General features: G+C 43.0%; 23 protein-coding genes and 1 tRNA gene. 14 read left to right on the plus strand and 10 right to left on the minus strand.

The features are described 5' to 3' along the window. Positions 1-33: 33 nt before the first annotated feature. From KDJ85_RS16135 to KDJ85_RS16155, 5 genes are all read left to right on the plus strand, one after another. The gene (locus KDJ85_RS16135) at positions 34-1,437 is read left to right on the plus strand and encodes a cytochrome c peroxidase (RefSeq protein WP_225820520.1); all 1,404 of its coding nucleotides are present in this window, start codon (positions 34-36) and stop codon (positions 1,435-1,437) included. A 206-nt stretch (positions 1,438-1,643) separates the two neighbouring features. Then, entirely contained in the window at positions 1,644-2,888 is a 1,245-nt protein-coding gene (locus tag KDJ85_RS16140; RefSeq protein ID WP_225820521.1) for a DUF1835 domain-containing protein, read from the plus strand. Between the two features lie 279 nt (positions 2,889-3,167). Beyond that, positions 3,168-4,439 carry a nucleoside permease gene (locus KDJ85_RS16145; protein WP_225820522.1) on the plus strand — a complete coding sequence of 424 codons (1,272 nt, stop codon included), beginning with the start codon at positions 3,168-3,170 and terminating at the stop codon, positions 4,437-4,439. A gap of 79 nt (positions 4,440-4,518) precedes the next feature. Then, positions 4,519-5,538, plus strand: coding sequence for an ADP-ribosylglycohydrolase family protein (locus tag KDJ85_RS16150; RefSeq protein WP_225820523.1), 1,020 nt, complete (start codon positions 4,519-4,521; stop codon positions 5,536-5,538). Beyond that, positions 5,525-6,505 carry a PfkB family carbohydrate kinase gene (locus KDJ85_RS16155; protein ID WP_225820524.1) on the plus strand — a complete coding sequence of 327 codons (981 nt, stop codon included), beginning with the start codon at positions 5,525-5,527 and terminating at the stop codon, positions 6,503-6,505. The genes KDJ85_RS16150 and KDJ85_RS16155 overlap by 14 nt, the downstream gene beginning before the upstream one ends. Before the next feature lie 32 nt (positions 6,506-6,537). On the opposite strand, the gene KDJ85_RS16160 is transcribed toward KDJ85_RS16155, so the two are convergent. The 6 genes from KDJ85_RS16160 to KDJ85_RS16185 all read right to left on the minus strand — a co-directional run bounded on the left by KDJ85_RS16160 (position 6,538) and on the right by KDJ85_RS16185 (position 12,346). Then, positions 6,538-7,284 (minus strand): GntR family transcriptional regulator, encoded by a 747-nt coding sequence (locus KDJ85_RS16160; protein ID WP_225820525.1) that lies wholly within the window; start codon positions 7,282-7,284, stop codon positions 6,538-6,540. Positions 7,285-7,377: 93 nt separating this feature from the next. After that, positions 7,378-8,016 carry a Tat proofreading chaperone DmsD gene (gene dmsD, locus KDJ85_RS16165; RefSeq protein WP_225820526.1) on the minus strand — a complete coding sequence of 213 codons (639 nt, stop codon included), beginning with the start codon at positions 8,014-8,016 and terminating at the stop codon, positions 7,378-7,380. Positions 8,017-8,079: 63 nt separating this feature from the next. Continuing rightward, positions 8,080-8,931 carry a DmsC/YnfH family molybdoenzyme membrane anchor subunit gene (locus KDJ85_RS16170; RefSeq protein WP_225820527.1) on the minus strand — a complete coding sequence of 284 codons (852 nt, stop codon included), beginning with the start codon at positions 8,929-8,931 and terminating at the stop codon, positions 8,080-8,082. Between the two features lies 1 nt (position 8,932). After that, a complete protein-coding gene (locus KDJ85_RS16175) occupies positions 8,933-9,550 on the minus strand; it encodes a DMSO/selenate family reductase complex B subunit (protein ID WP_206083314.1) in 618 nt (205 codons plus the stop codon). A gap of 14 nt (positions 9,551-9,564) precedes the next feature. Further along, on the minus strand, positions 9,565-12,000 hold the full coding sequence (locus KDJ85_RS16180) for a DMSO/selenate family reductase complex A subunit (protein ID WP_225820531.1): 2,436 nt from the start codon (positions 11,998-12,000) through the stop codon (positions 9,565-9,567). A 261-nt stretch (positions 12,001-12,261) separates the two neighbouring features. After that, positions 12,262-12,346: transfer RNA gene (locus tag KDJ85_RS16185), tRNA-Leu, on the minus strand. Between the two features lie 417 nt (positions 12,347-12,763). Between KDJ85_RS16185 and ampH the strand changes: the two genes are divergently transcribed. Continuing rightward, a complete protein-coding gene (ampH, locus tag KDJ85_RS16190) occupies positions 12,764-13,987 on the plus strand; it encodes a D-alanyl-D-alanine-carboxypeptidase/endopeptidase AmpH (protein ID WP_225820532.1) in 1,224 nt (407 codons plus the stop codon). A 364-nt stretch (positions 13,988-14,351) separates the two neighbouring features. Further along, positions 14,352-14,852: a hypothetical protein gene (locus tag KDJ85_RS16195; RefSeq protein ID WP_225820534.1), complete on the plus strand. Its 501-nt coding sequence runs from the start codon at positions 14,352-14,354 to the stop codon at positions 14,850-14,852. Between the two features lie 58 nt (positions 14,853-14,910). Here KDJ85_RS16195 and lptG read toward each other — a convergent pair whose 3' ends face one another. Together lptG and lptF are read right to left on the minus strand one after the other, a co-directional pair. Beyond that, complete coding sequence (gene lptG, locus KDJ85_RS16200; protein ID WP_206083281.1) at positions 14,911-15,987, minus strand: LPS export ABC transporter permease LptG; 1,077 nt, start codon at positions 15,985-15,987, stop codon at positions 14,911-14,913. Next, on the minus strand, positions 15,987-17,084 hold the full coding sequence (lptF, locus tag KDJ85_RS16205) for an LPS export ABC transporter permease LptF (RefSeq protein WP_225820537.1): 1,098 nt from the start codon (positions 17,082-17,084) through the stop codon (positions 15,987-15,989). The genes lptG and lptF overlap by 1 nt, the downstream gene beginning before the upstream one ends. A 339-nt stretch (positions 17,085-17,423) precedes the next feature. Between lptF and pepA the strand changes: the two genes are divergently transcribed. From pepA to KDJ85_RS16225, 4 genes are all read left to right on the plus strand, one after another. Beyond that, on the plus strand, positions 17,424-18,935 hold the full coding sequence (gene pepA, locus KDJ85_RS16210; RefSeq protein ID WP_219244848.1) for a leucyl aminopeptidase: 1,512 nt from the start codon (positions 17,424-17,426) through the stop codon (positions 18,933-18,935). Positions 18,936-19,143: 208 nt separating this feature from the next. Then, entirely contained in the window at positions 19,144-19,593 is a 450-nt protein-coding gene (locus tag KDJ85_RS16215; RefSeq protein WP_225820538.1) for a DNA polymerase III subunit chi, read from the plus strand. 35 nt (positions 19,594-19,628) lie between these two features. Next, complete coding sequence (locus tag KDJ85_RS16220) at positions 19,629-22,499, plus strand: valine--tRNA ligase (RefSeq protein WP_225820621.1); 2,871 nt, start codon at positions 19,629-19,631, stop codon at positions 22,497-22,499. Between the two features lie 170 nt (positions 22,500-22,669). Further along, complete coding sequence (locus KDJ85_RS16225; RefSeq protein ID WP_225820539.1) at positions 22,670-23,164, plus strand: GNAT family N-acetyltransferase; 495 nt, start codon at positions 22,670-22,672, stop codon at positions 23,162-23,164. Between the two features lie 68 nt (positions 23,165-23,232). Here KDJ85_RS16225 and rraB read toward each other — a convergent pair whose 3' ends face one another. After that, positions 23,233-23,646, minus strand: a complete 414-nt coding sequence (gene rraB, locus KDJ85_RS16230; protein WP_042845698.1) for a ribonuclease E inhibitor RraB — start codon at positions 23,644-23,646, stop codon at positions 23,233-23,235. A 162-nt stretch (positions 23,647-23,808) separates the two neighbouring features. Here rraB and argF point away from each other — a divergent pair, with 162 nt between their 5' ends. From argF to KDJ85_RS16245, 3 genes are all read left to right on the plus strand, one after another. Next, a complete protein-coding gene (gene argF, locus KDJ85_RS16235; protein WP_225820540.1) occupies positions 23,809-24,834 on the plus strand; it encodes an ornithine carbamoyltransferase in 1,026 nt (341 codons plus the stop codon). A gap of 417 nt (positions 24,835-25,251) precedes the next feature. Next, a complete protein-coding gene (locus tag KDJ85_RS16240) occupies positions 25,252-25,755 on the plus strand; it encodes a fimbrial protein (RefSeq protein ID WP_225820541.1) in 504 nt (167 codons plus the stop codon). 103 nt (positions 25,756-25,858) lie between these two features. After that, on the plus strand, positions 25,859-26,371 hold the full coding sequence (locus tag KDJ85_RS16245; protein WP_225820542.1) for a hypothetical protein: 513 nt from the start codon (positions 25,859-25,861) through the stop codon (positions 26,369-26,371). 12 nt (positions 26,372-26,383) lie between these two features. On the opposite strand, the gene KDJ85_RS16250 is transcribed toward KDJ85_RS16245, so the two are convergent. Then, positions 26,384-26,644: a hypothetical protein gene (locus KDJ85_RS16250; RefSeq protein ID WP_225820543.1), complete on the minus strand. Its 261-nt coding sequence runs from the start codon at positions 26,642-26,644 to the stop codon at positions 26,384-26,386. Positions 26,645-26,676: the final 32 nt, after the last annotated feature.

Raw genomic sequence — 26,676 nt, forward strand, 5'->3', positions numbered from 1 at the left:
TATATTTGACCGCAATCTTCCAAGGATAGTGTAATGAAAAAACTTACTCGCATTACGGTCGCTGTCATATTTTTGCTTTTACTCGGTTATTTTGGGTTATCGGGATATGTGTGGTACCACGATGATCAACGAAGACAAAATAATGACATTCAGACATCTAAAATTGCAGAAAATAATCAAGTCCTCCAATTCTTTGCCGAAAAAGGATGCGATTACTGTCACACGCCGTCAACTGACTTACCTGCTTATGCCTCATTTCCAATCGCTAAACAACTGATGGAATACGATATCCAGCTGGGTTATAAATCCTTTAACCTCGAAGCCGCTCGGGCTGCGTTAATTGCGGGAGAACCCGTTCCTCAGAGTGAATTGAATAAAATTGAGTGGGTGATGCAGAACCACACCATGCCACCAACACGTTATGTTGCACTACACTGGGCAAGTAGCGTGAGTGATGAAGAACGCTCTAAGTTACTCGGTTGGATTGCGAAGCAACGTGCTGAGCATTATGCCACTGAAGACACTGCTGCGGAGCACCGCAATGAGCCAATCCAACCAATTCCAAAATCGATGGAAGTGGATGATAAAAAAGTCGCATTAGGCTTTCGCCTGTACCATGACGCTCGCTTATCGGGAGACAGCACCATTTCTTGTGCTCACTGCCATGCGCTAAACGCAGGTGGGGTTGATGGTCGTAAAACCTCTATCGGTGTTGGCGGGGCGGTAGGTCCAATCAACGCACCAACCGTATTTAACTCTGTGTTTAACGTCGAACAATTCTGGGATGGTCGTGCCCCTGACTTACAAGCACAAGCAGGTGGTCCACCATTAAATCCAATTGAAATGGCGTCCAAATCATGGGATGAAATCATTGTAAAACTGGATAAAGACCCGGTATTAAAACAGGATTTCAATGCGGTTTACCCTGAAGGATTCACAGGCGACAACATCACTGATGCCATCGCAGAATTCGAAAAAACCTTAATCACCCCTGATTCGCCGTTTGATAATTGGTTACGTGGTGATAGCACTGCACTCACTGCGCAACAACTGCATGGTTACCAATTATTTAAAGAGAATAAATGTGCGACCTGCCACGGCGGCGTGATCCTCGGTGGCCGTTCTTTCGAACCGTTAGGCTTGAAGAAAGACTATGAATTCGGTGAAGTCACCGCACAAGATATTGGCCGTATGAATGTCACCTCTGAGGAGCGTGATAAGCTGCGTCAAAAAGTCCCAACACTGCGTAATGTTGAGTTAACCGCGCCGTATTTCCACCGTGGTGACGTAGCAACCTTAGATGAAGCCGTTAAATTGATGCTGCGTTATCAAGTGGGTAAAGAGCTACCACAAAAAGATGTCGACGATATTGTTGCTTTCTTGAAGAGCCTAACGGGTGTTTACACACCGTATGCCCCACAAAACGAAGCGCAATAAGTATTGATTGAATTGTATCTCAATAGCACCGTTAGCCTTAGGCTGCGGTGCTATTTTATTTGCCTCCCCCCGCTATTTTTACTATATTTCGAGCTGTGCATCTGCCATGCCCCCATCCGCGGAAAGAGCCCTGCTCAGGCTAACTCACTGGTTCATCTATCTTACGGCCCTACCTGAATGCGGATATCGGTAATCAAGGAGCTCGTATGCCAAAATTTCCTGTTGATAACGGGTTAATCAACCTAAATTTTTTTCGTAAAAAAGCCAAAAAGCTACTGCAACAAATGAAAGCGGGGCAAGCTTCAGAGCAACGTTTATTGCTTGAGCAAACCAATCCTCACGCTGATATCACTTTAGCGTCTGCACAATGGTTGGTTGCCAATGAACTTGGCTTTTCAAGCTGGCCAAAACTAAAAGCCCATGTCGATACGGTTTTATTTGCCGCAAATAACCCAAACTTTAGCGCCGATAATGAAAGCCAAACAACGCATTGGCGCTGCGGTCATGATATTGAACATAAACTGCGAGTGGCAGGTTTTACTGGCGCTTTTATCCCATTTACTGACCCCTTTTGCCTTGGTCCCGTCCCTTCTCTGCCTTTTGATCAGTATCGTTCGTTGCGAACTCATACACTTAGCCAATATTTTTCTATCCCACTTAAGAAAATTACCCAGCAATTTGATCAGGAATACCATTCTCTGTCTCAGCTAGCGGAGAGCGAAAAGGTCATTTTCTGGTGTGAAGCGGACCCATATGATCAACTGTTTTTAATTCGTGTTCTGGCAAGTCTCAAACCGACTTATCCTTCACTTGAACTGATTGATATAGCTAGCATTCCTGGCATAAAACGCTTTGTCGGCTTCGGCCAACTTTCGCCTGAGATTTTACCTTGGTTATGGGCACAACGAAGAACTATCGGACGGATAGAAATTGAGATTGCCAAGCACGTCTGGGCAGCATTTACCGATGAGAACCCAATAAATTTTGCCAAAGCCGCGCGGCAGCATTATCCCTCTCTACCACTGCTTGCGCCTGCATTATTCAGAATGCTGCAAGAGTACCCCAACAACCAAACAGGGCTGTCACTCACAGAATCCCTCACACTGCATTATCTCCGAGATAACTCTGGTGCGACCCTTGAAGATACGTTTAAAGCCCTTATTGAGCATCTGGAACCTTTGCCATTTTTAGGGGATTTGATGTTTTATTGCCTACTCAAACCTTGTTTAATCGGTGCCACACCACTATTAACATCAAACGACCAACAGTTACCTTTTGAAAAACAACCATTATTCCTTAGTGAGATAGGCGAAAAAGTGCTTAATGGTCATGCCTATGCACTCAATTACATTGAAGAAACACGATGGGTTGGCGGAGTGAGTTTTTCAGGAAAAAAATCACATTGGGCGATAGATAACAGGCAAGAATTGGTTTGGCATAACATTGGGTGATTATTAAAAAGTAAAAATGGGATCTTAATAAAGGATTATCATCATCCCATTGATTAGCTATGTTTAGCTTCAAGAAAAATGAAATACCTGACGTTATTATTCCCCTATAAAAACATCGATAACGACATCATTTAACTCATTCCTATCTCGAGTGCCTATAACAAACAATGTTAACTCGCTCATACTTTTCGCCCAATGGTATTTAAAAGGTATTATTAAATGGTATTGTGTTTTTCATACTCTACGATACCTATAATTAGTCCTCTAAAGGAATGAAAGATGAAAAAAACAACAGCAAAACTCTCATTCATGATGTTCATTGAATGGTTTATATGGGGAGCCTGGTTCGTCCCTTTATGGCTATTTTTAAACAAAAGTGGCTTTACACCGTCACAAATAGCTTGGTCTTATGCTTGTACTGCAATAGCTGCGATTATTTCCCCAATTCTTGTCGGATCGATTACAGACCGCTTTTTTGCTGCACAAAAAGTACTCGCTGTTTTAATGTTTGTTGGTGCTATTCTCATGTTTCTTGCTGCACAACAAACGGAGTTTTCGAGCTTTTTCCCTCTTTTATTAGCATACGCGCTGACCTACATGCCAACCATTGCACTCACTAATAGCATTGCGTTTTCCAATGTCGAAGATGTTGAGCGTGATTACCCTCGTATACGGGTAATGGGGACTATCGGTTGGATCGCATCAGGAATTGTATGTGGTTTTCTGCCAACGATGCTAGGATATGGAGATATTTCAGCAACCAATGTACCGTTATTAGTCACTGCCGCTAGCTCAGCGCTACTGGGGATTTTCACTTTCTTTTTACCTGATACGCCACCAAAAGGAACAGGTAAAATGAGCATTAAGGTGATGCTTGGTTTAGATGCTATCGTGTTATTAAGAGACCGCAACTTCCTCGTCTTCTTTATTTGCTCGTTCTTATTTGCTATGCCTCTGGCCTTTTATTATATCTTCGCTAATGGCTATCTCACTGAAGTCGGAATGAAAAATGCGACAGGTTGGATGACCCTAGGCCAGTTCTCCGAAATTTTCTTCATGTTAGCCCTACCCTTTTTCACCAAACGCTTTGGTATTAAAAAGGTACTATTATTAGGGTTAATTACAGCAGCTATCCGCTATGCTTTCTTTATCTATGGTGATGCTGATCATCTCTTTACTTACGGCTTATTATTTTTAGGCATTCTATTACACGGCGTCAGCTATGATTTCTACTATGTGACTGCCTACATCTATGTTGATAAAAAAACACCTATCCATATGCGTACTGCCGCACAAGGCCTGATTACATTATGTTGCCAAGGCTTTGGTAGCTTATTGGGTTATAGCCTTGGCGGACAAATGATGGAGAAATTATTTTCCTATGGGGAACCCGTTAACGGTCAAACTTTTAACTGGGCAGGAATGTGGGGCTTCGGCGCTGTAATGATCGTTGTAATTACGATCATCTTCATGTTGATGTTTAAAGAATCCGATCGTGATATTCAGCAAATTAATATTCACGAAGATAACGCTAAGCCGACATCTTATTAATAACAAAATCAGTTTACGCCTTTATTGGACAAACGAAACCAGTAAAGGCTTAGTATCAGTGAAAATTGAAGGATTTATAATGAACAAAGAGAACCGTATTTTAGGTACGTTTTATGGCCAAGCATTAGGTGATGCAATGGGAATGCCCTCTGAATTATGGCCTCGTTCACGAGTGAAATCCCATTTTGGCTGGATTGACCATTTTTTACCTGGACCAAAAGAGAATAATGCGGCTTGCTATTTTAATACGGCAGAATTTACTGACGATACATCAATGGCACTCGCTTTAGCTGATGCAATAATTGAGTGTGATGGACAAATTTCTCCTGAACACATTGGTCGCAATATCCTTTCATGGGCTGAATCTTTCGATGCATTTAATAAAAATGTTCTGGGGCCGACCTCTAAAATTGCGCTAAATGCTATCAAGCAAGGCACACCGATTAACCAATTAGACAATAATGGCATGACAAATGGCGCAGCCATGCGCGTTTCCCCTTTAGGTTGCTTATTACCCCCCCATTCAATTGATGATTTTATTCATAATGTTGCTCTTGCATCTTCACCTACTCATAAATCTGATGTTGCGATTGCAGGAGCTGTTGCTATTGCTTGGGCCATTTCGAAAGCGATTGATGGTACAAGTTGGCAGCAAATTTGTGACCAACTACCCGCTATTGCCAAAGCTGCACAAGAAAAAAATATCACAACTTTTAGCCCATCAATGGCTGCTCGCATTGAGTTCGCACTGCAAATTGCCAGAAATGCAATGGGTGTAGAGCACGGTATGGAGCAAATATATCAATTGGTTGGTGCAGGCACGAGTACTATTGAATCCGTTCCAGCCGCAATTGCCATGGTAGAGTTATCAGCAACTGACCCTAACCGTTGCGCCATACTTTGTGCGAATTTAGGAGGAGATACTGACACTATTGGTGCTATGGCAACCGCAATTTGTGGGGCACTTCAGGGTATCGATGGAATAGACCCCCAGTTAAAACAACAATTAGATGATGTGAACCAACTTGATTTCACGCAATACAGTCAAGCCTTCTTAGCTTTTCGAGCCCAAAGAGAGAATACACATGAAACCTGTTGAATTAATTGATTATATTCCTAATCTAACCAATCAACGCTCTGTTTGTGTGGTCGGTGCTGCTGTGATTGATGTTATTGCCGATGCTTACTCACTACCTTATCGGGGTAGTGATATTGAATTACATCAGCAAAGTGTCAATATTGGCGGTTGTGCACTCAATATCGCTTTTGCATTACACCGATTGGGGATTAATTCAATAAACGCACTCCCCATTGGTCAAGGGATCTGGGCAGATATTATCCGTAATAATCTCAGTAAAAATGGCGTTAGCTCAGTTATTGAAACAGATGAGGGGGATAATGGCTGGTGTTTAGCTTTAGTGGAACCCGATGGAGAAAGAACTTTTCTCTCCATTAGTGGGGTAGAAAATCACTGGGATCGATCCCTATTAGATAATTTATCAATTCAAAACAACACTATTGTGTATCTTTCTGGATATCAACTAGCTGCTAAATGTGGAGAGGTATTGCTTTCATGGGCAGAATCAATCTCAGATAAAATCACCTTATTTATCGACTTTGGCCCGAGAATTGCTGATCTTTCAAGTACGCAACTCGCACGATTAATGGCTTTATCACCGATCATTTCGCTAAATCGCCAAGAAGTAGAGCATATTTCTATATTATTCCCCGAAATAGCTCACAATAAAATGAATATAGAAGAATTGGCTGATATCTGGTTTAAACAATATGGATGTTCATTGATAGTAAGAGTTGATAAAGAAGGTGCATTTTATCAGGATAACCAATCATCAGGCTGGGTTCTCCCATTTGAAACCACTGTTGTTGATACAATTGGCGCTGGTGATAGCCATGCTGGTGGTGTTATTGCAGCTCTTGCTTCGGGTTGGTCAATGCGGGATGCAGTGCTATTGGGCAATGCAGTGGCTTCCTATGTTGTCAGCCACCGAGGTGGTGACTGCGCTCCATTTACAGCACAACTGAGAACTTATTTACAGCAATATTAACGCCCAAAAGAGAAAGACATTAATCTTTCTCTTTATTCTTCAGAAACAAAGACATACATATCGCCGCGACACTGATTAAAACTGTACTCAATTGGAATGTTTTGATGATCAAAAGCAACCTGTTTGATCACTAAGACGGGTACGGTATTTTCCAATTTAATGTGCGCTTGAAAATCAGCGTCAGGCATTCGTGCACTCACCTTACTTTTTGTCCTAACTGGGAAAATATTCTGCCCGCGAAAATAGTCATACAGCGATAAACCGATATCGTCAACATCAGCGATTAGTCCCATTGGAACATATGACTCTTCAATCGATACTGGCTGCTCATCTACATAGCGAATACGCTTTAACATAAATACATCGGTATTGATGGGAAGAGATAAAAACTCAGCAACCTCTTGTGAACATTGGACAATGCTTTTATTAATCCACAGCGTGTCCGGTTTTTTACCCAATAACACAACTTGTTGAGAAAAACCCTTCGCTTCTTTTAATGAATATTCAAATTTATCACTAATTCGAGTGCCATAACCCTGTGTGCGAATAATTACGCCGTCTTGCTCAAGCTGTTCCATCGCTTTACGTACAGTAATTCGAGATACACCAGTTTGTTGGCTAAGCTCTCTTTCACTCGGTAACATACTCCCTTGATGTAAAATTCCTGTGCGAACAGCAAACTTAATTGCCTCAGTAAATTTCACATATAATGGTGTATTATCCGCTTCTGCAAGGCGAGTGCAAAGTTGCTGGATCAGTGATAAATGCGCATCGTTCATATTGGGTCTGTCACCTAGAAATTACTCCAATAATCAATCATATCATTATCCGTAAATTTAGTGCAGACAATCAAACCCAATCACTTTAACTGATTACTCAGGCATATTCCCTTTGTAATACACTGCTTTTTGCGTAACCGGTAAAGATAATTGTTTTTGAATTCCAGATAGCGTTTCTTGCGTTAGCATGGCAAGCCCGCGGTAAAAATGACTGTTGGCTTGTATAGCAAAAACATCAAGAAAATGTGCTGACCAAGGTAACAAGTGCCACGCTAACAGTTCTTCAAGGTCATTTCGCCTATCTTGTTCTGCCAGCCAGGCGGCTAACATCAAAATCAAACCAATGTGGTCTTCAGGCTCTTTTTGCGTTGTAACAGGCTCTATCCCTTTTGAACGCATCCATTGGCGCAGTTCAACAGTGGAATCCCCAAAAATAATATTTTCTTTATCTAACCACACAGAGCCCCAAGGCGGTGCGGGTAAGGCATAAGGGCCAATAAACAACCGTTGCCACGCTTCATCAAGTGGTTCATTTTGCTTGGTGGAATCTGCAAATAATGTGTTAATTTCACTGAGTGATACCAACGCAAATGGCCACTCTTCATGCCACGTCGGCTCTCGCAAAATCGCAATCAGCTCCGCGTTATTCTCACTGTCTGGAGCAAAGTAAAATAAAGAACCCAAAACCCGCCCCGTTACAGCAACGTGTTCAAGAAATTGCGCATCATGCATATTCGTTGTCTCTGCGTTTTCAACGTAGGGAACTTTGCTCCCTACGTCGAGGTGTTTTACTGATTAGGCAACTGCCATTCCTACTGTCATATGTAGACCATAGAATAGCCCGCGTCCAATTAATTCACCGAACAATACCAATAATGTGCCAATAAACAAACTGATAACGGATGGCTGGTTTTGTTTCATTAGCGGTAAAATCCATAAAATCAAACCAAGGCTTGTTGCCACTAAACGCACCATTTGCAGCGAACCAAAATCAGGAACTAAAGCACTCGCACGTTGTACCGATGATGCTATCAGTGCGATTTCACCACTTTGCACCAGCACAGAGGCAATCGTAATCACATACGCCACAATGCTGATCAATGCGAGCCGCCCACTATGGCACGGAAATTTAGCAATACGTAATAACAACGTACCTAAAATCGGCCCGACCACAAAGGCAGTCATAAAGAAACCAATCGTGGTGTGTGGCGTATTCCATGTCGGTACTGTGCTTATCATATAGACACGAGTCATCGCCCAGACGAATAACAGCCCCATCGCCATGGTGAGAAGCAACCAAATTTTACCGAGCCCTTCAGGCATTTTCTTCAGCACAGCCAGCAGCCACCATAATCCCCCCAGTGCAAAAAAGAGCGAGCCAAATAGCACTTCATTACTCAGTGATGATGAAAAAACACGGTTCATTGAGTTAAATGCACGTAACGGCGACCCCATATGCATCATGGATGCCAAGAAACCTAAGCCCATCAGCACCCACAAAGCCAGCATCGCATTCACAATACGCTGTTTTTGCTGTTTATCATCTGTCGATAACCACGCAAGGCCAGTCACAATCAATGCACCTGCAATACTTTGCCCTAATACCGTAAACAGGATCAGCGGCCATTCATGTAATCCGTTGCCCATCTTATACCTCCCTTGGGTTAGCTAAGTGACCCGTGGTGTCGTTCACAGGACGGCTATTCGCATTCGGCTTAATGACAATATTTGGCTTGGTGTAATGCGCTTCAGGCAATGGCGCTATCTCCGCCAAGGTGCCATACGTTTTGCGCAGCTCCTCGATTGGGCCAAAATCCAATGCACGCAACGGGCAAGATTCAGCACAAATCGGTTTTTTCCCTTCGGCCACACGTTCATAACAGCCATCGCATTTTGTCATATGCCCTTTTTCAGCATTAAACTGTGGTGCACCATATGGACAAGCCATATGGCAGTAACGGCAACCGATACAGACACTTTCATCCACCACCACAAAGCCGTCTTCACGCTTGTGCATCGCCCCGCTTGGGCATACTTTGACGCACGCAGGGTCTTCACAGTGATTGCACGAAATTGACAGGTAATAACTGAAAACATTTTGGTGCCAGACGCCGTTATCTTCTTGCCAGTCGCCGCCTGTATATTCATAAATACGCCGAAAATTCACTTCTGGAGATAAATTTTTGTAGTCTTTGCACGCTAATTCGCACGTTTTACACCCCGTACAACGGGCTGAATCAATATAAAAACCATATTGTGTTGTCATAATTTATCTCCTCCCTATACCCGAGCCACTTCAACAAGATTGCTGTGCTGCGGGTTACCTTTTGCCAGCGGCGACGGACGCTGCGTGGTCAGGACATTAAGGCTTCCCCCGTGGTCTATCTTGTTTTCATCTGGCGCATACCACGCGCCTTCCCCCATTGCGACAACACCCGGAATAATCCGTGGCGTCACTTTCGCATTGATATGCACTTCACCACGGTCATTGAAAATACGCACCATATCGCCATTTTTAATATTACGGCGCGCAGCATCAATCGGGTTGATCCACATTTCCTGTAGGCAAGCAGCTTTAATCACATCAACGTTGCCATAGGTGGAGTGAACACGGGATTTATAATGGAAGCCACTCAGCTGCAGTGGGTATTGCTCGGTCAGTTTATCCTCATGACTTTCAAAGCCAGGGGAATACATCGGGATAGCCGAAATAAGATCCCCTTCTTCAAGCGTCCACGTTTTAGCGATATCGGCGAGACGGTCGGAGTAGATCTCAATTTTACCTGATGGGGTATTTAATGGGTTCGCAATCGGGTCTTCGCGGAACGCTTTATGTGCCACTACATGCCCCTGCGGGTTCATTTTTTTGTAGATCCCTTGCTGCTGGAAGGTCTCAAAATCTGGTAACTCTGGCAGTTTTTCTCTTGAAATTTCATATAAATGGCGCAGCCATTCTTCCTGTGTACGCCCTTCGGTGAACTTTTCTTCAACCCCCATACGACGTGCGATTTGCGTACACATCTCATACACGGTTTTACTTTCAAAACGTGGCTCAATCGCTTGGCTAGCAAAAATCACATAGCCCATGTTACTCGCTGCGCCATCGAGACAGAAATCCATTTGTTCAGAAGCCGTGCAATCGGGCAGAAGGATATCCGCGTATTTTGCCGATGCGGTCATGTGGTTATCAATGACCACAATCATTTCGCATTTTTTATCATCCTGAAGAATATCGTGAGTCTTATTGATATCGGAATGCTGATTAATCAAGCTGTTACTAGCGTAGTTCCAAATAAATTTAATCGGTACGTCCAGCTTATCTTTACCACGCACACCATCGTGAGTTGCGGTCATTTCAGGGCCACGCTCAATGGCATCCGTCCATAAAAATACGGAAATACTGGTTTTAACGGGGTTTTCAAGCGTTGGCATCCGCTCAAATGGGATATCGTAATTTCCTTCACGCGCTCCTGTATTTCCTCCACTGATCCCTACGTTCCCCGTTAGAATCGGCAACATAGCGATCGCGCGTGCAGTTTGTTCACCGTTAGAATGGCGTTGTGGCCCCCAGCCTTGGCTAATATAAGCAGGTTTCGCACTGCCGATTTCTCGTGCTAATTTGATGATTTTATCGGCTGGAATACCCGTAATTTTTGCTGCCCACTGAGGCGTTTTTTCAATGCCGTCATCCCCTAGCCCTAAAATATACGCTTTATAATGGCTATTTTTCGGCGCATTCGCGGGGAGCGTTTTTTCATCGTATCCAACACAATATTTGTCTAAGAATGGCTGATCAACCAAATCTTCAGTGATCAACACATAGGCAAGCCCTGCCACTAATGCGGCATCAGTACCTGGACGAATAGGGATCCACTCATCTTCACGCCCTGCGGCAGTGTCAGTATAACGAGGGTCGATAACAATCATTCGTGCGTTAGAACGTTCACGGGCTTGCTCTAATTGGTAAGTAATCCCCCCACCGCTCATCCGTGTTTCCGCAGGGTTATTTCCGAACAACACCACCAATTTTGAATTTTCGATATCGGACACGCTATTACCCGCACCACTGCCATAGGTATATGGCATTGCACAACTAATTTGTGCTGTGCTGTATGTACCGTAATGGTTTAAATACCCCCCCGTACAGTTCATTAAACGCGCAATTGGCGAGTTCGCTGGCGGCCATGAACGCGCAACTGTCCCCCCTAAAGTACCTGTACCGTAGTTTAAATAGACCGCTTCATTACCGTAATCTTTAATAATGCGCTTAAGGTTACCACTAATTAGGTCGTAAGCTTCTTCCCAAGTGATTTGCTTAAATTTTCCTTCCCCTCGTGCGCCCACACGCAACATTGGGTATTTTAAACGATCAGGGTTATATACACGGCGGCGCATAGAGCGACCACGCAGGCAGGCTTTCACTTGGTGTTTATCGCCATACACGTCATCACCCGTGTTATCGGTTTCAACGTATTTAATTTCTCCATCCACCACATGCATACGCAGCGGACAACGGCTTCCGCAGTTAACCGTACACGCACTCCAGACAATTTTTTCTTCAGGGGTTGGCGTCGCTTCATTGGCATTGGCGACATTGCTAAAAGGTAAACTTAATGCACCACTAGCAAGCGCGAGCCCGCCCACCGTACCGGTTTGCATTAGTTTTCGACGGCTGATCTCCGATTGGAGTAATCCATCAGATAATGCTTTATCCATATCTGCCTCACTTAACATTGCTTCTTAACGTTATAAATAATTTTTTTGAAATTTATTTTTGGTATTTTTCACTTCTCTGATTTCAATAGTTATTTTATAGCGGGCATATAGATGGGTATTGTGCGCGATCAACTATGTATGACAAAAATAAGGAGGGTGATCTTAGTATACTTGGGAAGACTGAAAAGTGGGGAAAAGCCTTGTAAAACTGGGATTTCAGATACAAAAAAAGACGTCCGTTGACGTCTCTTGATGTTCTTATGGTGCCGAAGGCCGGACTCGAACCGGCACACCCGAAGGCGGTTGATTTTGAATCAACTGCGTCTACCAATTCCGCCACTCCGGCACTGAAGTGATGTGTTTCTTGGAAAACGCTGCCATTATACTTGCCTTGTGTCTACTGGCAACACTTATTCGTGCAAGGAACGATTGTTCGATTAAAAATAAAGCATATTGAACAATAATATCGTGTGCGAGTGGGAAAGCTTCTTTTGTTTATATATTCATTTATGAGTATGTTAGTTTTTTGCTAATTATTTTTATCGTATCCATGCTTGGGTGGCTAGCGATAGCCTATTATTTTTGTTAGTTTAACCGCAATCAAGTGCAATGTTGAAAGGCTTTATTATGGGTTTTGTTGGATGGATAGCGACAGGGGTCGTTATTGGCATCTTAATTGGTGCAATAATGCGAATTTTCGCTAAGAAAAAATAAGATTGGCTGAAAAGCCACTTACAAACAATCATATCGGCTGGCTCCAAACATGAAGAAATCATTTCTAAAAATTCTGTCTGTATCTGCGTTGTCCCTTGCTTTAATGGCATGCTCAACCAAGACAGAAAAAACACCTAAGTTTTTACAAGGTAATGATGTTGAATCCTCAGATTGGCAGGTTTTTGAGGGAGATAGAAGGACTTACGAGCGCGTCGCTAAGATTGTCGATTTATATGCTAATCGTATTTTTAATGAAAGTGATGCACGAGGTATGGCGATTATTGTTATCGATAATAACCAAACGTTATCCCGTTATTATGGGGAAACCGCACCAGGGAATGGGAAGAAACCAGGCCCAAATTCATTAATTCGTATAGCATCAATTACCAAATTAATGACAAGTGAAATATTAATTAAACTTGAGCAAGACAAAAAACTGCTGATTACTGATCCACTGCAGCAGTACGCTTATCAAGGCGTTACAGTACCTGATAACGCCAGTGGGCAGCCTATTCGTTTATATCACCTTGCTAGCCACACAAGTGGTTTGCCGCGTGAACAGCCCGGCGGAAAATGGGGACGCCCTGTGTTTATTTGGCCAACACAAGATAACCGCTGGACGTGGTTAAAAACAGGTAAGTTAGATGCAACTCCAGGGACAGAAGCGGCCTATTCCAACCTTGCTTATGACTTATTGGCTGATGCGATGATAAAAGCCACTGGACAGCCATATCCGCAATTATTTAGCCACTATGTCACCTCACCTGCAAAAATGACAGAAACCACCTATACCCCAAGTAATGCGCAATGCGCCCGTTTAATGGAAGGGACTAAACCAAGTCCTTGTCATAACACCCTTGCGGCAGCTGGCAGTGGCGGTGTGTACTCAACCCCTGCGGATATGCAAAAGTGGATGCAACAGTTTTTATCAACCGATACTAATCTGCGTAAAGCTACAGCTGCGCGAGAACAGGGTATTTATTTTCCACGCGAAAAACTGTTAGAAATTAAAGGAATGGATGTTGCAGGTCATGCTGATGGGTTAGGCCTTGGTTGGGTGTATATGAAACCGAAAAATGGCATTCCTGGCATTTACCAAAAAACAGGTGGCGGTGGTGGGTTTAATACCTATATGGCGATGATCCCACAACAAAATATTGGGGTCTTTGTGGTGATGACACGCAAGGATAGCAGCAAATTTAGTAAGTTAACTGTTGGCGTCAATGATCTGGTCGCATCCCTCTCATCTAACCATGCGTATGGAAAACATTGAAAGGGTACCGTCGACGCTTTACAGGCAATGGCGAGCTATACCCCTACCCTAAAACGCGGATTTACCCGAGTTCTTACGTTAATTGCAACAACAGCCTGATCCATTCAGGCTGTTCAAACTGCTGACAAACCGATTAGGTTTGACTGCAGTTTGAACAGGTTTTGAAAATAAATTAGGAAAATCAATTTATTGATTTTCGGCTGATAACACAAAGTAGGAAAAACCACGCTTTTATCCTGCTTTGTCAACAACCTCAACAGCCTGACTCGTTCAGGCTGTTTTTCCTTTCAGCGCTTTGTGTAATACCTCGTCCAATCTAAACGATATTCTTAAAACCTCTTCGACGACAAAGACAGGAATTAAGATGAAAATCGCTTCTATTTTATTACCTCATGTACTCCGCCCCAGAGCCACTAAGCAAGGGAACGTCTCTGAATTAGTGCAGCAGCTTAGAAATATTTACAATCACCAAAATGCTTTTCCTGCCCCTAAAAAACCCGCAAGTATCGAAATAGACCTTAACCAATTAAATTGTCATCAATTAAAAACAAATAAAATTAAGCTGGAAAACACAAAAGAATATAAGCAACTGGTCAGTGATACACGCCAACAAGTGCAAAAAGAATTCACAAGAAAAGAGTGGGAAAGTGCCTATTCTATACAAAAATCCTATACTGCCAATGGCGGATTTTTCTCTTATGCACAACAATTAGCCAATAGAAGCGGCTCGAACGTTATTGGTGTTAAAGGGGAATATATCAGTGCAACGGAAAGAAATAAGCAGCAATATCTCTTATTTCGGCCACAACCCAAATTACTCGAACTCATCAGTAACTTAGGTAACTATTTTCTGAGTAAATGCTAATAAAGGAAAAAGGCTGTGAAATCCGAAGATCCACAGCCTTTTATCAACAATAAAACGATTATTTTCGTTTGACTAATAAGACAATACTGACAATTAAGAACAGTAAACTTGGCAAGATAGCAGCAATAATGGGTGGAACCGAATAGACAAGGCTCCAGTTACCAAACCCTTGGTTTAGCACGTAAAATAAGAAACCGCCGACGATCCCCGATACGACTCGCACACCCATGGGTACGGTACGTAATGGCCCAAAAATAAAGGAAACCGCCATTAACATCATGACCGCCGCAGATAACGGAGCTAAGATTTTTTTCCACAAACTTAGCTCATATACCGCCGCCACTTGGCCGCTTTCTTTAAGGTATGAGACGTATTGATACAGTCCGCGGATTGATAACGAATCCGCATTCAGAGAGACAATTCCCAGTTTTTCAGGGGTCAGATTCGTTTTCCAATCAACACTAAGTCGTTGTGAACCTGTGATTTTTTTCTCACTACTTAAAATCGACTCATCCACTTGTGATAACACCCACTGCTGATTAGCGGTATCATACTCACCACTTGAAGCAAACATCACCGATTTTAATTTTTGTTGTTCATCAAAGCGATAAACAGAAATGTCTTGGATTGATGTTGAATTGTTAATGCGCTGAATATGGATGAAGTCACGACCGTCTTTCGCCCACATTCCTTCATCTGTCACGACTAGCGAGTTACCGACAATTTTTTCTGCACGGTAATTTCGCGCCCATTGCTCACCCGCAGGCGCAACCCATTCGCCAATAAACATCGCGACAATCACCAGAGGAATAGCCGTTTTCATGACAGACAAGGCGATTTGCAAACGTGTAAAACCCGAGGCTTGCATGACCACTAACTCACTACGTGAGGCCAACGCGCCAAGCCCCATTAAAGCACCTAATAACGCTGCCATCGGAAAGAAAATGTCGATATCTTTTGGTACGGTCAATAAGGTGAACACCCCTGCACTTAACGCAGTGTAATCACCATCACCGACTTTGCGAAGCTGCTCGACAAATTTAATGATCCCAGATAGCGAAACCAATAAAAATAGCGTCACCAAAATAGAATTTAAGATGGTTCGCCCGATATATCTATCTAAAACACCAAACATCAAGCCGCCCCTTTACTCAATTTAAGACGCATGCGGCGCATTGGAACGGTGTTCCACGCATTAAGGATCACCGCCAAGACCAAGTAGCCTAAATTCACCGCCCACATGGTATAACGCGGGTCAATATCCCCCTTATCTGCACTATTACGCAAGGTACTTTGCAGCAAGAAGAAAATTAAATACAGCAACATTGCAGGCAACATACTGAGCACGCGCCCTTGACGCGGGTTCACTTCACTTAATGGCACAACCATCAAGGCCATGACCACCACAGAGAATACAATCGTTAAACGCCAGTGAAACTCAGCATTGACCTCTGGGGTATTTTCCTCCCACAGCTGCAGCATATTTTTTTGCTCGACACGGTCATTACGTGTTTCACCTGATTGATGATCGACAATTGCTTGATAATTCACAAAATCTGTAATGCGAAAATCGCGCAGCAATGCCGTTCCTTCGTAGCGAGTTCCTTCATTAAGCACAACCACTTGGCGACCATCTGGGTCTTCTTTCATATAGCCGCTATCTGCTACGACAACTGAAGGGCGCTGTTCGTTCGCCGCACGTAACTGGGCGAGGAAAACATTTTTAAAGTTGCTTCCTTTAACATCACCAATATACAGCACATAGTTGCCATCTTTTGTGGTTTTAAATTGCCCTTCCACCATTGCCGCAAGCCCTGGGTTTGCTTTTGCATCCGCAAGCACTTGTTCTTGATATTGCGATGACCATGGCAGCATCCATGTAATATTGGCAACCGCGACCATGGCGGTGATCGCGGCAAGAACCAACGCGGCTTTAACTAACACACTTTTGCCCAAGCCACAGGCATGCATCACCGTAATTTCGCTTTCAGTGTAAAGTTTACTGTATGTCATCAATAGCCCAAGAAATAGGCTTAAAGGCAAGATAAGCTGTGCCATTTCGGGCACACCTAACCCCAACAAAGGAAGTACTAAGTTTGAGGGAATATTGCCCTGAACAGCTGCGCCCAGAATGTCTATCGACTTCTGGCTAAAAAAGATTAGCATCAATACAAAAAGTATGGCTAACTGACTTTTCAGGGTTTCCCGTACCAAATATCTAATAATGATCACGCTTATTACGCCTGTGAAAACTTGTCTTTTGGGAAGAAAATGGCTAAGTTCGTTCAATGTCTGCCATTTACTAACATATACTCTGGTTTATTGTATGGCTAGAATGATATAAAAGCATTCTCTATACTGATTGAAATATCAGAACATGCTTAATATTCGTGAAACCAGATATACTTGCCATACTTCACGTTGTTTCGCGATAAACAGCATACAACGTGAGTTATTTCGCGTATAGATGGTTAGTTTAACATAAAGAGTTTATTCTCTATGAGGTAGATCATGCGAAACGCTAATTTTAGCGGGAGCATCGGCCTTTGTCTTTAAGATTCAGGAGAACGCATGGAGTTTAGTGTAAAAAGTGGTAGCCCGGAGAAACAACGCAGCGCATGTATCGTTGTCGGTGTCTTTGAACCACGCCGTCTGTCCCCAATTGCTGAACAGTTGGACAAAATCAGTGACGGATATATCAGCGCCCTGCTGCGCCGTGGCGAACTTGAAGGTAAAGTAGGTCAATCCCTGCTACTCCATCATGTACCTAACGTTCTGTCTGAACGCATTCTACTTATCGGTTGCGGTAAAGAACGCGAGTTAGACGAGCGCCAATTTAAACAAATTATTCAGAAAACAATTAGTACCCTGAATGAAACAGGCTCAATGGAAGCTGTATGCTTCCTAACTGAATTACATGTAAAAGGCCGCAATAACTACTGGAAAGTCCGTCAAGCCGTCGAAACAGCAAAAGAATCGCTGTATGTGTTTGATCAACTGAAAAGTAATAAAACAGAACATCGCCGTCCACTGCGTAAATTAGTCTTTAATGTACCAACTCGTCGTGAACTGACCAGCGGTGAGCGCGCAATTTCTCATGGTCTGGCTATCGCCTCGGGTGTTAAAGCCGCTAAAGACTTGAGCAATATGCCGCCAAATATCTGTAATGCAGGTTATTTAGCGTCTCAAGCACGCCAATTAGCAGACCTTTCAGACAGCAAACTGACCACTCGCGTGATCGGTGAAGAGCAAATGAAAGAATTGGGTATGAATGCCTATCTCGCAGTGGGTCAAGGTTCACAGAACGAATCACTGATGTCCATCATGGAGTATAAAGGCAATCCAGACCCAGACAGCAAACCAATTGTTCTGTTAGGCAAAGGGTTAACCTTTGACTCAGGCGGTATTTCTATCAAGCCTGCCGATGGCATGGATGAAATGAAATACGATATGTGTGGTGCTGCGTCTGTTTATGGTGTTATGCGTTTTATCACTGAGTTGCAGTTGCCAATTAACGTGATTGGGGTACTCGCTGGCTGTGAAAACATGCCAGGTGGCCGTGCTTACCGCCCTGGTGATATTCTCACAACCATGTCAGGCCAAACGGTTGAGGTGTTAAATACCGATGCAGAAGGTCGTTTGGTGTTATGTGATGCGCTAACCTACGTTGAGCGTTTTGACCCAGAATTGGTTATCGATATCGCAACCCTAACAGGTGCGTGTGTGATTGCTTTAGGTAGCCACTACACAGGTTTGATGTCGAATCATAATCCTCTGGCACATGAACTGCTAAATGCCTCTGAGCAAGCGGGTGACCGTGCATGGCGTTTACCGTTAGCGGATGAGTATTTTGACCAAATCACGCCAAACTTTGCGGATTTAGCGAATACCGGTGGTCGTCCTGCTGGGGCTATCACTGCAGGCTGCTTCCTGTCTCGTTTTGCGACCAAATATAACTGGGCGCACCTCGATATCGCAGGGACAGCATGGCGTTCAGGCGCAGCAAAAGGGGCAACTGGCCGTCCTGTATCCATGTTAGCGCAGTTCTTACTGAACCGTGCTGGCTTAAATGGTGATGAATAATCCCGTTTAGTGACAGAGCTGTACCTCGTTAGTAAAAATATCCCGATGAGCAATAGCGATTCGGGATATTGTTTTTTATTCGATTAATTTTTAGATTAATTTAACCGCTAAACACGCTATTTTGCTGCCTATTCAAAAAAGGTTATAATTTAGCGCATTGAGTATTATCAATAAGGTTGTTGCGCCTAGGCAGCAAATGATGGTCATAATGAAAAGAGCAATATTCTATCAACTTGAACACCCTTCACCATCATCTGAACTTGAAGCCCACGAATGGTTAGCGTGTGAGCTTGCGGCACAAATGTGGCGTCATGGGAAACGGGTTTTGATTGCTTGTGAAACACAGCAGCAAGCCGAAAAGATTGATGAGGCTTTGTGGCAACGCGATCCTCATCAATTTGTGCCGCATAATTTGGCTGGAGAAGGCCCTCGTTATGGTGCACCGATTGAAATTTGTTGGCCAACAAAGCGTGGTAATACACCGCGGGATATTTTGATTAATTTGCAATCGCAGTTCGCAGATTTTGCAACTGCTTTCCATGAAGTGATAGACTTCGTACCTATTGATGAAACTTTAAAACAGTTGGCGCGTGAACGGTATAAAACATACCGTAGCGTCGGCTTCAATTTGACTATGGCGACGCCGCCAACTTACTGAATATAAAGACGATGGAAAAGAAACCAGATAGCCCAATGAATGAGCCTTCGCTCGATAAAACCTATAACCCCGCAGAGATTGAGCAAAACTTGTATGCTCATTGGGAGAAAAGCGGTTATTTTAAACCTAATGGGGATACCACCCAGGACAGTTTCTGTGTCGTCATTCCACCACCGAATGTCACGGGTAGCCTGCATATGGGGCACGCTTTCCAACAAACTATCATGGACACCATGATCCGTTACCAACGTATGCAAGGTAAAAATACCTTATGGCAAACGGGTACTGACCATGCGGGTATCGCAACCCAAATGGTGGTTGAACGTAAAATCGCGGCAGAAGAAGGTAAAACTCGCTACGATTACGGTCGTGAGCCGTTCATCGACAAAATTTGGCAGTGGAAAGCAGAATCAGGCGGCACAATTTCCCAACAAATGCGCCGTTTAGGTGACTCTGTTGATTGGGATCGCGAGCGCTTCACCATGGACGAAGGTCTGTCCAAAGCGGTCAAAGAAGCTTTCGTTCGCATGTACAAAGAAAACCTGATTTACCGTGGCAAACGCCTAGTTAACTGGGATCCAAAACTGCATACCGCGATTTCTGACCTTGAAGTCGAAAACCGTGAAATCAAAGGTTCCATGTGGCACCTGCGCTACCCTCTGGCTGACGGCGCAAAAACGGCTGAAGGCAAAGATTATTTAGTGGTTGCAACCACTCGCCCTGAAACCATGTTAGGGGATACCGGTGTTGCAGTTAACCCCGAAGATCCACGTTATAAAGATTTAATTGGTAAAGAAATTATTCTACCAATTATTAATCGCCGTATTCCAATTGTGGGTGACGAACACGCAGATATGGAAAAAGGCACAGGCTGCGTAAAAATCACCCCAGCTCATGACTTTAATGACTATGAAGTAGGTAAACGCCATCAGTTAACCATGATTAACATGATGGACTTAGACGGTAACGTTCGTCACGAAGCGGAAGTTTTTGATACTAACGGACACCCTTCTACCGCCTATAGCTGTGAAATTCCTGAAAACTACCGTGGAATGGAACGTTTTGCTGCACGTAAAGCCATCGTTGCTGAATTCGATTCACTTGGCTTATTAGTTGAAGTTAAACCTCACGATTTAACCGTACCTTATGGCGACCGCGGTGGTGTTGTTATCGAACCAATGCTAACTGACCAATGGTACGTGCGTACAGCACCTTTAGCGAAAGACGCTATCAAAGCCGTTGAAGATGGCCGAATTCAATTCGTCCCACGCCAATACGAAAACATGTATTTTTCTTGGATGCGCGATATCCAAGACTGGTGTATTTCTCGCCAATTATGGTGGGGTCACCGCATTCCTGCATGGTATGATGAAAAAGGCAACGTTTACGTCGGTCGCGATGAAGACGAAGTTCGCCGTGAAAATAATTTAGCGGCAGATGTTGCACTACGCCAAGACGAAGACGTGCTGGACACCTGGTTCTCATCAGGCCTTTGGACGTTCTCAACACTCGGCTGGCCAGAAAATACCGATGCCCTGAAAACATTCCATCCAACAGATGTATTAGTCAGCGGATTCGATATCATTTTCTTCTGGATTGCCCGTATGATCATGATGACCATGCATTTCATCAAAGATGAAAACGGCGAGCCACAAGTGCCATTTAAAACCGTCTACATGACAGGTCTTATTCGTGATGAAGAAGGCCAAAAAATGTCGAAATCCAAAGGGAACGTGATTGACCCATTGGATATGATTGACGGGATTTCACTGGAAGACCTGCTGGAAAAACGTACGGGCAACATGATGCAGCCACAACTGGCTGAAAAAATTGCTAAACGTACTCGCAAAGAATACCCAGAAGGTATCGAAGCTCACGGTACTGACGCCCTGCGCTTCACCTTAGCGGCACTGGCTTCAACGGGTCGTGACATCAACTGGGATATGAAGCGTTTATCTGGCTACCGTAACTTCTGTAATAAGCTTTGGAACGCAAGCCGTTTCGTGCTGATGAACACAGAAAACCAAGATTGCGGGCAAAATGGTGGCGAAATGAGTTTCTCACTAGCCGATCGCTGGATCATGGCAGAGTTTAACCAAACGGTTAAAGCCTACCGTGAAGCATTGGATACCTATCGTTATGATATCGCAGCGAATATCCTGTACGATTTCACATGGAACGAATTCTGTGACTGGTACTTAGAGCTATCTAAACCTGCGGTTCATAAAGGTAACGAAGCCCAAGTTCGTGCAGCACGTTTCACGCTGATTGAAGTACTTGAAGGCTTACTGCGCCTTGCACACCCTATTATTCCGTTTATCACTGAAACTATCTGGCAGCGGGTGAAAGTGGTTAAAGGCATCGAAGCCGATACCATTATGTTACAAGCGTTCCCTGAATTTGATACGGCGAAAGTGGATGAGTTAGCGCTCAACGACCTTGAGTGGATCAAAGAAGCGATTATTGCAGTACGTAATATTCGTGCTGAAATGAATATCTCCCCAGGTAAACCACTGGATGTCATGCTGCGTGGCGCTTCAGCAGATGCACAACGTCGCGTTGAAGAGAACCAAAACTTTATTAAATCGATGGCTCGCCTTGCAACAATCCGTGTCTTAGCGGACGGTGAAGAGGCCCCTGTTTCTGTGACCAAACTGGTTAACGGTGCTGAGCTGTTGATCCCAATGGCGGGCTTAGTCGATAAAGACGCAGAGTTAGCGCGCTTAGATAAAGAACTGGAAAAAGTCACGAAAGAAATCGACACTATCGAAAGCAAACTGGCCAATGACGGTTTTGTTAGCCGCGCACCTGCAGCGGTTGTCGAAAAAGAACGTGAGCGCCTCGCTGCCAATATTGAAGCGAAAGCGAAAATTGAAGCACAGAAAGTGACGATCGCCTCTTTATAATCATTGATTAATCAATGAGTTTGAAAGCCCTTATTCGCTCGCGGATAAGGGCTTTTTCTTGCTGACTAATTCGCGTATCATTAAAAGACTGCGTTCGCAGTTCTCAGATTGAAGTGCCCTTCAGGTTCTCTCTACACTGAGTTGTACACAATAATAATCAAGAGTTTCACATGACAACACAAAACTACAAAGTTCGTCTTATCGAGCAACAAGACAATGCAGGGATTGCCGCAGTAATCCGTGAGGTTTCTGCAGAGCATGGCTTAACCGCGGACAAAGGCTTCGCAGTGGCTGATCCTATTTTAGACACCTTATTTGAAGTTTATAGCCAACCACGTAGCGCTTACTGGGTGGTGGAAATGGATGGGGAGATTGTCGGGGGTGGCGGCGTGTCACAACTGGCAGGTGGTGATGACAAAACGGCTGAGCTACAAAAAATGTATTTGTCTTCGGTTCTACGTGGCAAAGGCTTAGCGAAGCAAATTGTGTTGATGTCGTTAGAGTTTGCGAAAGCACAAGGCTATACTCGCTGCTATTTGGAAACCACAAAAGAACTACAAGCAGCCATTAAGCTGTATGAAAAGTTAGGCTTTGAATTTATTGCTGAAGCTCTCGGAAGCACAGGCCATAGCGACTGTGAAATTCGGATGCTGAAGGCGTTATAGTTCTGTCATAAACAAAAAAGGATAGTTTTTAGCTATCCTTTTAAGTATTTGAATGATGTGACTAATAATTAATGAACGCGGTCTTCCGGTTCGATATCGTCACCGTCTTCATCATCATATTCGGCATCCGGATCTTCAAAATAAGTGCCCCAACCATCGTAGTTGACACCCATTTTTTCAGCCAATTTCATTAATTGCTCAACTTGTGCATCAATTAATTCTGCATTTAATGCACTTTCACTGATTACATCACAGCACATTAATGTTTCACCCGTTTCGATTTCGAGCTCTTCTGCATCTGTCACTTCATAGCCCAGTTTGAACGCTTCAACCGCAGCTTTTTCTAATAACGCAAAGTTATCCGCCGAAAAGTGATGCTCAATGGCATACAGTGCATCAGGATCGCTGCCATCTTCCAGTAATTCTTCGATAATTAGACGAGTTTCTTCGTACTGCGCGTCGAGTTCCGCTTTATCAACCATATCCACACCCCTTATTCCATTATCGCTATTCTCTGCGCCATTCTCCCATAGGGTTAACAGTGAAACCATACTTTTCAGAATAATTCTTTTTCATTGGGGGTTGATTTTGAATTTTTATGAATATAAATTGAATATTAATTCAATCAAAAAAGGCTGCATTTTATGAATCCCCTCTATAATAAGCATTTTCTAAGGTTATTAGATTTCACCTCTAACGAAATTCATTCACTGTTAAAGCTTTCTGCATGGTTAAAATCAGAAAAAAAAGCAGGTACAGAGCAACCTCTGCTTGCGGGGAAAAATTTTGCCCTAATCTTTGAAAAAGACTCCACTCGTACCCGTTGTGCTTTTGAAGTTGGTGCCTTTGATCAAGGGGCTAGAGTTACCTATTTAGGGCCTTCAGGCAGCCAAATTGGCCACAAAGAAACCATGAAAGATACTGCGAGAGTCCTCGGTAGAATGTATGACGGTATCCAATATCGGGGCTTCGCACAAAGCACCGTTGACGTACTAGCCGCACACTCGGGAGTGCCTGTATGGAATGGACTAACTAACGAATTCCATCCCACACAGTTATTAGCCGATCTACTTACCGTGCAAGAACACCGACCAAACACCCCGTTTTCTGACATTAAATTTGCATACTTAGGCGATGCGCGCAATAACATGGGTAACTCTATGTTAGAAGCCGCCGCACTGACGGGGTTAGATTTACGTTTAGTGGCGCCTAAAAGCTGCTGGCCTGAGCAAGCGTTGATTGATACTTGCCTAGACGTTGCCAAAACCACAGGGGCAAAAATCACGCTCACAGAAGATGTTGCCGAAGGGGTTAAAGGCGCAGACTTTATTTATACAGATGTGTGGGTGTCGATGGGTGAAGCCAAGGAAGTTTGGGCGCAAAGAATTAACCTGTTAAAACCGTATCAGGTCAATATGGATGTGATTAAGTTAACAGGTAACCCGAATGTCAAATTCCTACATTGCTTACCTGCATTTCACAATGAAGACACCAAGCTCGGTGCGCAATTAGCCAAGGAATTCAATATGTACGGCGGTTTAGAAGTTACCGAGGACGTGTTTGAATCCCCTTATAGCATTGTTTTTGACCAAGCAGAAAACCGTTTACACACCATTAAAGCCGTAATGGTAGCAACATTGGCGCCTAAGTTACCTAATAATATTTTCTAAGCTTCACCCCCCCTCAATGCCAGCTATTGGATTGAGGGGATAACGACATTGAGTCAAAAATTCCCCCCAAAAAACGATAAGGTTTTTGTCTTTTATTTTAATATTGTATTCAGTTTTATTAATTTAACACATTTAACTTATTTTAAATAACTCATCAAAATTAACCATAAAAGATAAAAATAATACTTACGTAATTAAACGTGCAATTTAAAATTAAATTATTAAATTAAAAAATATCATTAAGTATTTATGCTAAAAATTTAAATCAATTAATCCACCACAGTTTAAAAATAGAATTTAACCTTGCATTGTTCATTAAACCAAAAATTATATCTTTATTTACACCATCTCTATTCAATAAAAATAATATATTGACTAAAATATTTAATCTTAATATTAATTAAAAGGAATTTTTTCATGAATTTGCTAAAAAAAAGTGGTTTAGCATTACTAGTCTGTGTCTCTTTACCTGCTCTATCCGCTGTTCAAAATATGCCAATTAATATTAAAGGCACATTCTCTAATGTTACCCAACCTTGTACTGATGCTAAGCTTGAAAGTACTACGGCTTTCGGCGCGATTAACACGCTAGAAAAAGTGGGTGATGAAACATCCTACAGAAGCTCAGGATATTTAAACTTTACCTGCGAATTTCCTGCCAACGCAAAGTTAACGTTCAGTGCCAATAATGCACCAAATGCACCTGATGTATTTAAAACATCGAGTGATGCTTTTGGCGTTAAATTAAAATACAACAGTACCGAAGTAAAACCTGGTCAGTCTAATGATATTAAAATTGCTCAAGGTACTAACCATATTACTTTCCAAACAAGTATGAAACGCTTATCCGCCAATAGTCCAAACGATTTTGGTAACCATACTTTTGATATCATCGGTAATTTAGCTATTACTTACCAGTAATATATCATCCCTACATTTTGAACTGAGTAGCATTATCACTCAGTTCAAAATGTTTGATACTAATAAATGAGTAATAACGCTTATTTTATTTGAGATATTTATAATGCATGTCATTAACCTAAAAATATTTATTCCATCGATATTATTATTCGGTATTACACCTTACTCTTTATCTGCAACACAAAATATGCCTATCCGTATTAATGGAACATTTTCAAATGCCCCATTATTATGTCAAATCACCGATAACTCTTCTTTTTCAAATTTTACTCATGGGCCTATTTCCTCTAAAAAAATGGGGCAAGAAACTGGAACACACAAAATTCCGCTTTCGATTGACTGCAGAACAACAGTGAATGCCCAGTTATCATTTACAGCCCCTGCAAGTGTCCATTCTAGTCAGTTATTCCAAACTTCGAGTAAAGCGTACGCCGTCAAACTGAGTTGGCAGGGAGCGGCAATCCTACCAAATAAAAGTGTTGCTATTACGATGACTCAAAACCAAAAAATTTATTATCTCGATGCAGCACTCGTGAGAATCGCTCCAAATACTGTTGGAGATTATGGCGAACACTCGTTTAACATCGCAGGAAATTTGGCGATAGATTACCCATAAGTAATTCCCTGACTATAACGACGGCGGAAATTTTTCCATCTTGCTGATTTTTAATTTTTTATCTTCTTGCTTAATTTTCAATCTAAAAACAAAAAATAAAAAAAATTTATTTTTCTTTATGCAAACGCTTGCGTCAGCGGGAGACATGCGTATAATGCGCCACAATTTGTCGGGAGAAACCATGAACGCTGCTGCTGTATTTTTTACACAGAACACCTCCAACGCACTGCCTTCGAGCGGTCTGGACAGCCTGTTTTTCCCCTCCGTATTCATAAAAAAGCCCCTCATTGAGGGGCTTTTTTTTG

Origin of the sequence: Providencia vermicola, from assembly GCF_020381325.1 — a bacterium.
GTDB lineage: Bacteria > Pseudomonadota > Gammaproteobacteria > Enterobacterales > Enterobacteriaceae > Providencia > Providencia vermicola.

Bases quoted from the DNA above. Each gene is read 5' to 3' on its own strand.
- KDJ85_RS16150 (WP_225820523.1), top strand. From the start codon at position 4,519: ATGAACAAAGAGAACCGTATTTTAGGTACGTTTTATGGCCAAGCATTA.
- KDJ85_RS16180 (WP_225820531.1), bottom strand. From the start codon at position 12,000: ATGGATAAAGCATTATCTGATGGATTACTCCAATCGGAGATCAGCCGT.
- KDJ85_RS16240 (WP_225820541.1), top strand. From the start codon at position 25,252: ATGAATTTGCTAAAAAAAAGTGGTTTAGCATTACTAGTCTGTGTCTCT.
- KDJ85_RS16220 (WP_225820621.1), top strand. From the start codon at position 19,629: ATGAATGAGCCTTCGCTCGATAAAACCTATAACCCCGCAGAGATTGAG.
- KDJ85_RS16195 (WP_225820534.1), top strand. From the start codon at position 14,352: ATGAAAATCGCTTCTATTTTATTACCTCATGTACTCCGCCCCAGAGCC.
- KDJ85_RS16140 (WP_225820521.1), top strand. From the start codon at position 1,644: ATGCCAAAATTTCCTGTTGATAACGGGTTAATCAACCTAAATTTTTTT.
- KDJ85_RS16145 (WP_225820522.1), top strand. From the start codon at position 3,168: ATGAAAAAAACAACAGCAAAACTCTCATTCATGATGTTCATTGAATGG.
- KDJ85_RS16175 (WP_206083314.1), bottom strand. From the start codon at position 9,550: ATGACAACACAATATGGTTTTTATATTGATTCAGCCCGTTGTACGGGG.
- KDJ85_RS16170 (WP_225820527.1), bottom strand. From the start codon at position 8,931: ATGGGCAACGGATTACATGAATGGCCGCTGATCCTGTTTACGGTATTA.
- pepA (WP_219244848.1), top strand. From the start codon at position 17,424: ATGGAGTTTAGTGTAAAAAGTGGTAGCCCGGAGAAACAACGCAGCGCA.
- KDJ85_RS16245 (WP_225820542.1), top strand. From the start codon at position 25,859: ATGCATGTCATTAACCTAAAAATATTTATTCCATCGATATTATTATTC.
- KDJ85_RS16155 (WP_225820524.1), top strand. From the start codon at position 5,525: ATGAAACCTGTTGAATTAATTGATTATATTCCTAATCTAACCAATCAA.
- dmsD (WP_225820526.1), bottom strand. From the start codon at position 8,016: ATGCATGATGCGCAATTTCTTGAACACGTTGCTGTAACGGGGCGGGTT.
- KDJ85_RS16215 (WP_225820538.1), top strand. From the start codon at position 19,144: ATGAAAAGAGCAATATTCTATCAACTTGAACACCCTTCACCATCATCT.
- KDJ85_RS16160 (WP_225820525.1), bottom strand. From the start codon at position 7,284: ATGAACGATGCGCATTTATCACTGATCCAGCAACTTTGCACTCGCCTT.
- rraB (WP_042845698.1), bottom strand. From the start codon at position 23,646: ATGGTTGATAAAGCGGAACTCGACGCGCAGTACGAAGAAACTCGTCTA.
- KDJ85_RS16135 (WP_225820520.1), top strand. From the start codon at position 34: ATGAAAAAACTTACTCGCATTACGGTCGCTGTCATATTTTTGCTTTTA.
- argF (WP_225820540.1), top strand. From the start codon at position 23,809: ATGAATCCCCTCTATAATAAGCATTTTCTAAGGTTATTAGATTTCACC.
- KDJ85_RS16250 (WP_225820543.1), bottom strand. From the start codon at position 26,644: ATGAATACGGAGGGGAAAAACAGGCTGTCCAGACCGCTCGAAGGCAGT.
- KDJ85_RS16225 (WP_225820539.1), top strand. From the start codon at position 22,670: ATGACAACACAAAACTACAAAGTTCGTCTTATCGAGCAACAAGACAAT.
- ampH (WP_225820532.1), top strand. From the start codon at position 12,764: ATGAAGAAATCATTTCTAAAAATTCTGTCTGTATCTGCGTTGTCCCTT.
- lptG (WP_206083281.1), bottom strand. From the start codon at position 15,987: ATGTTTGGTGTTTTAGATAGATATATCGGGCGAACCATCTTAAATTCT.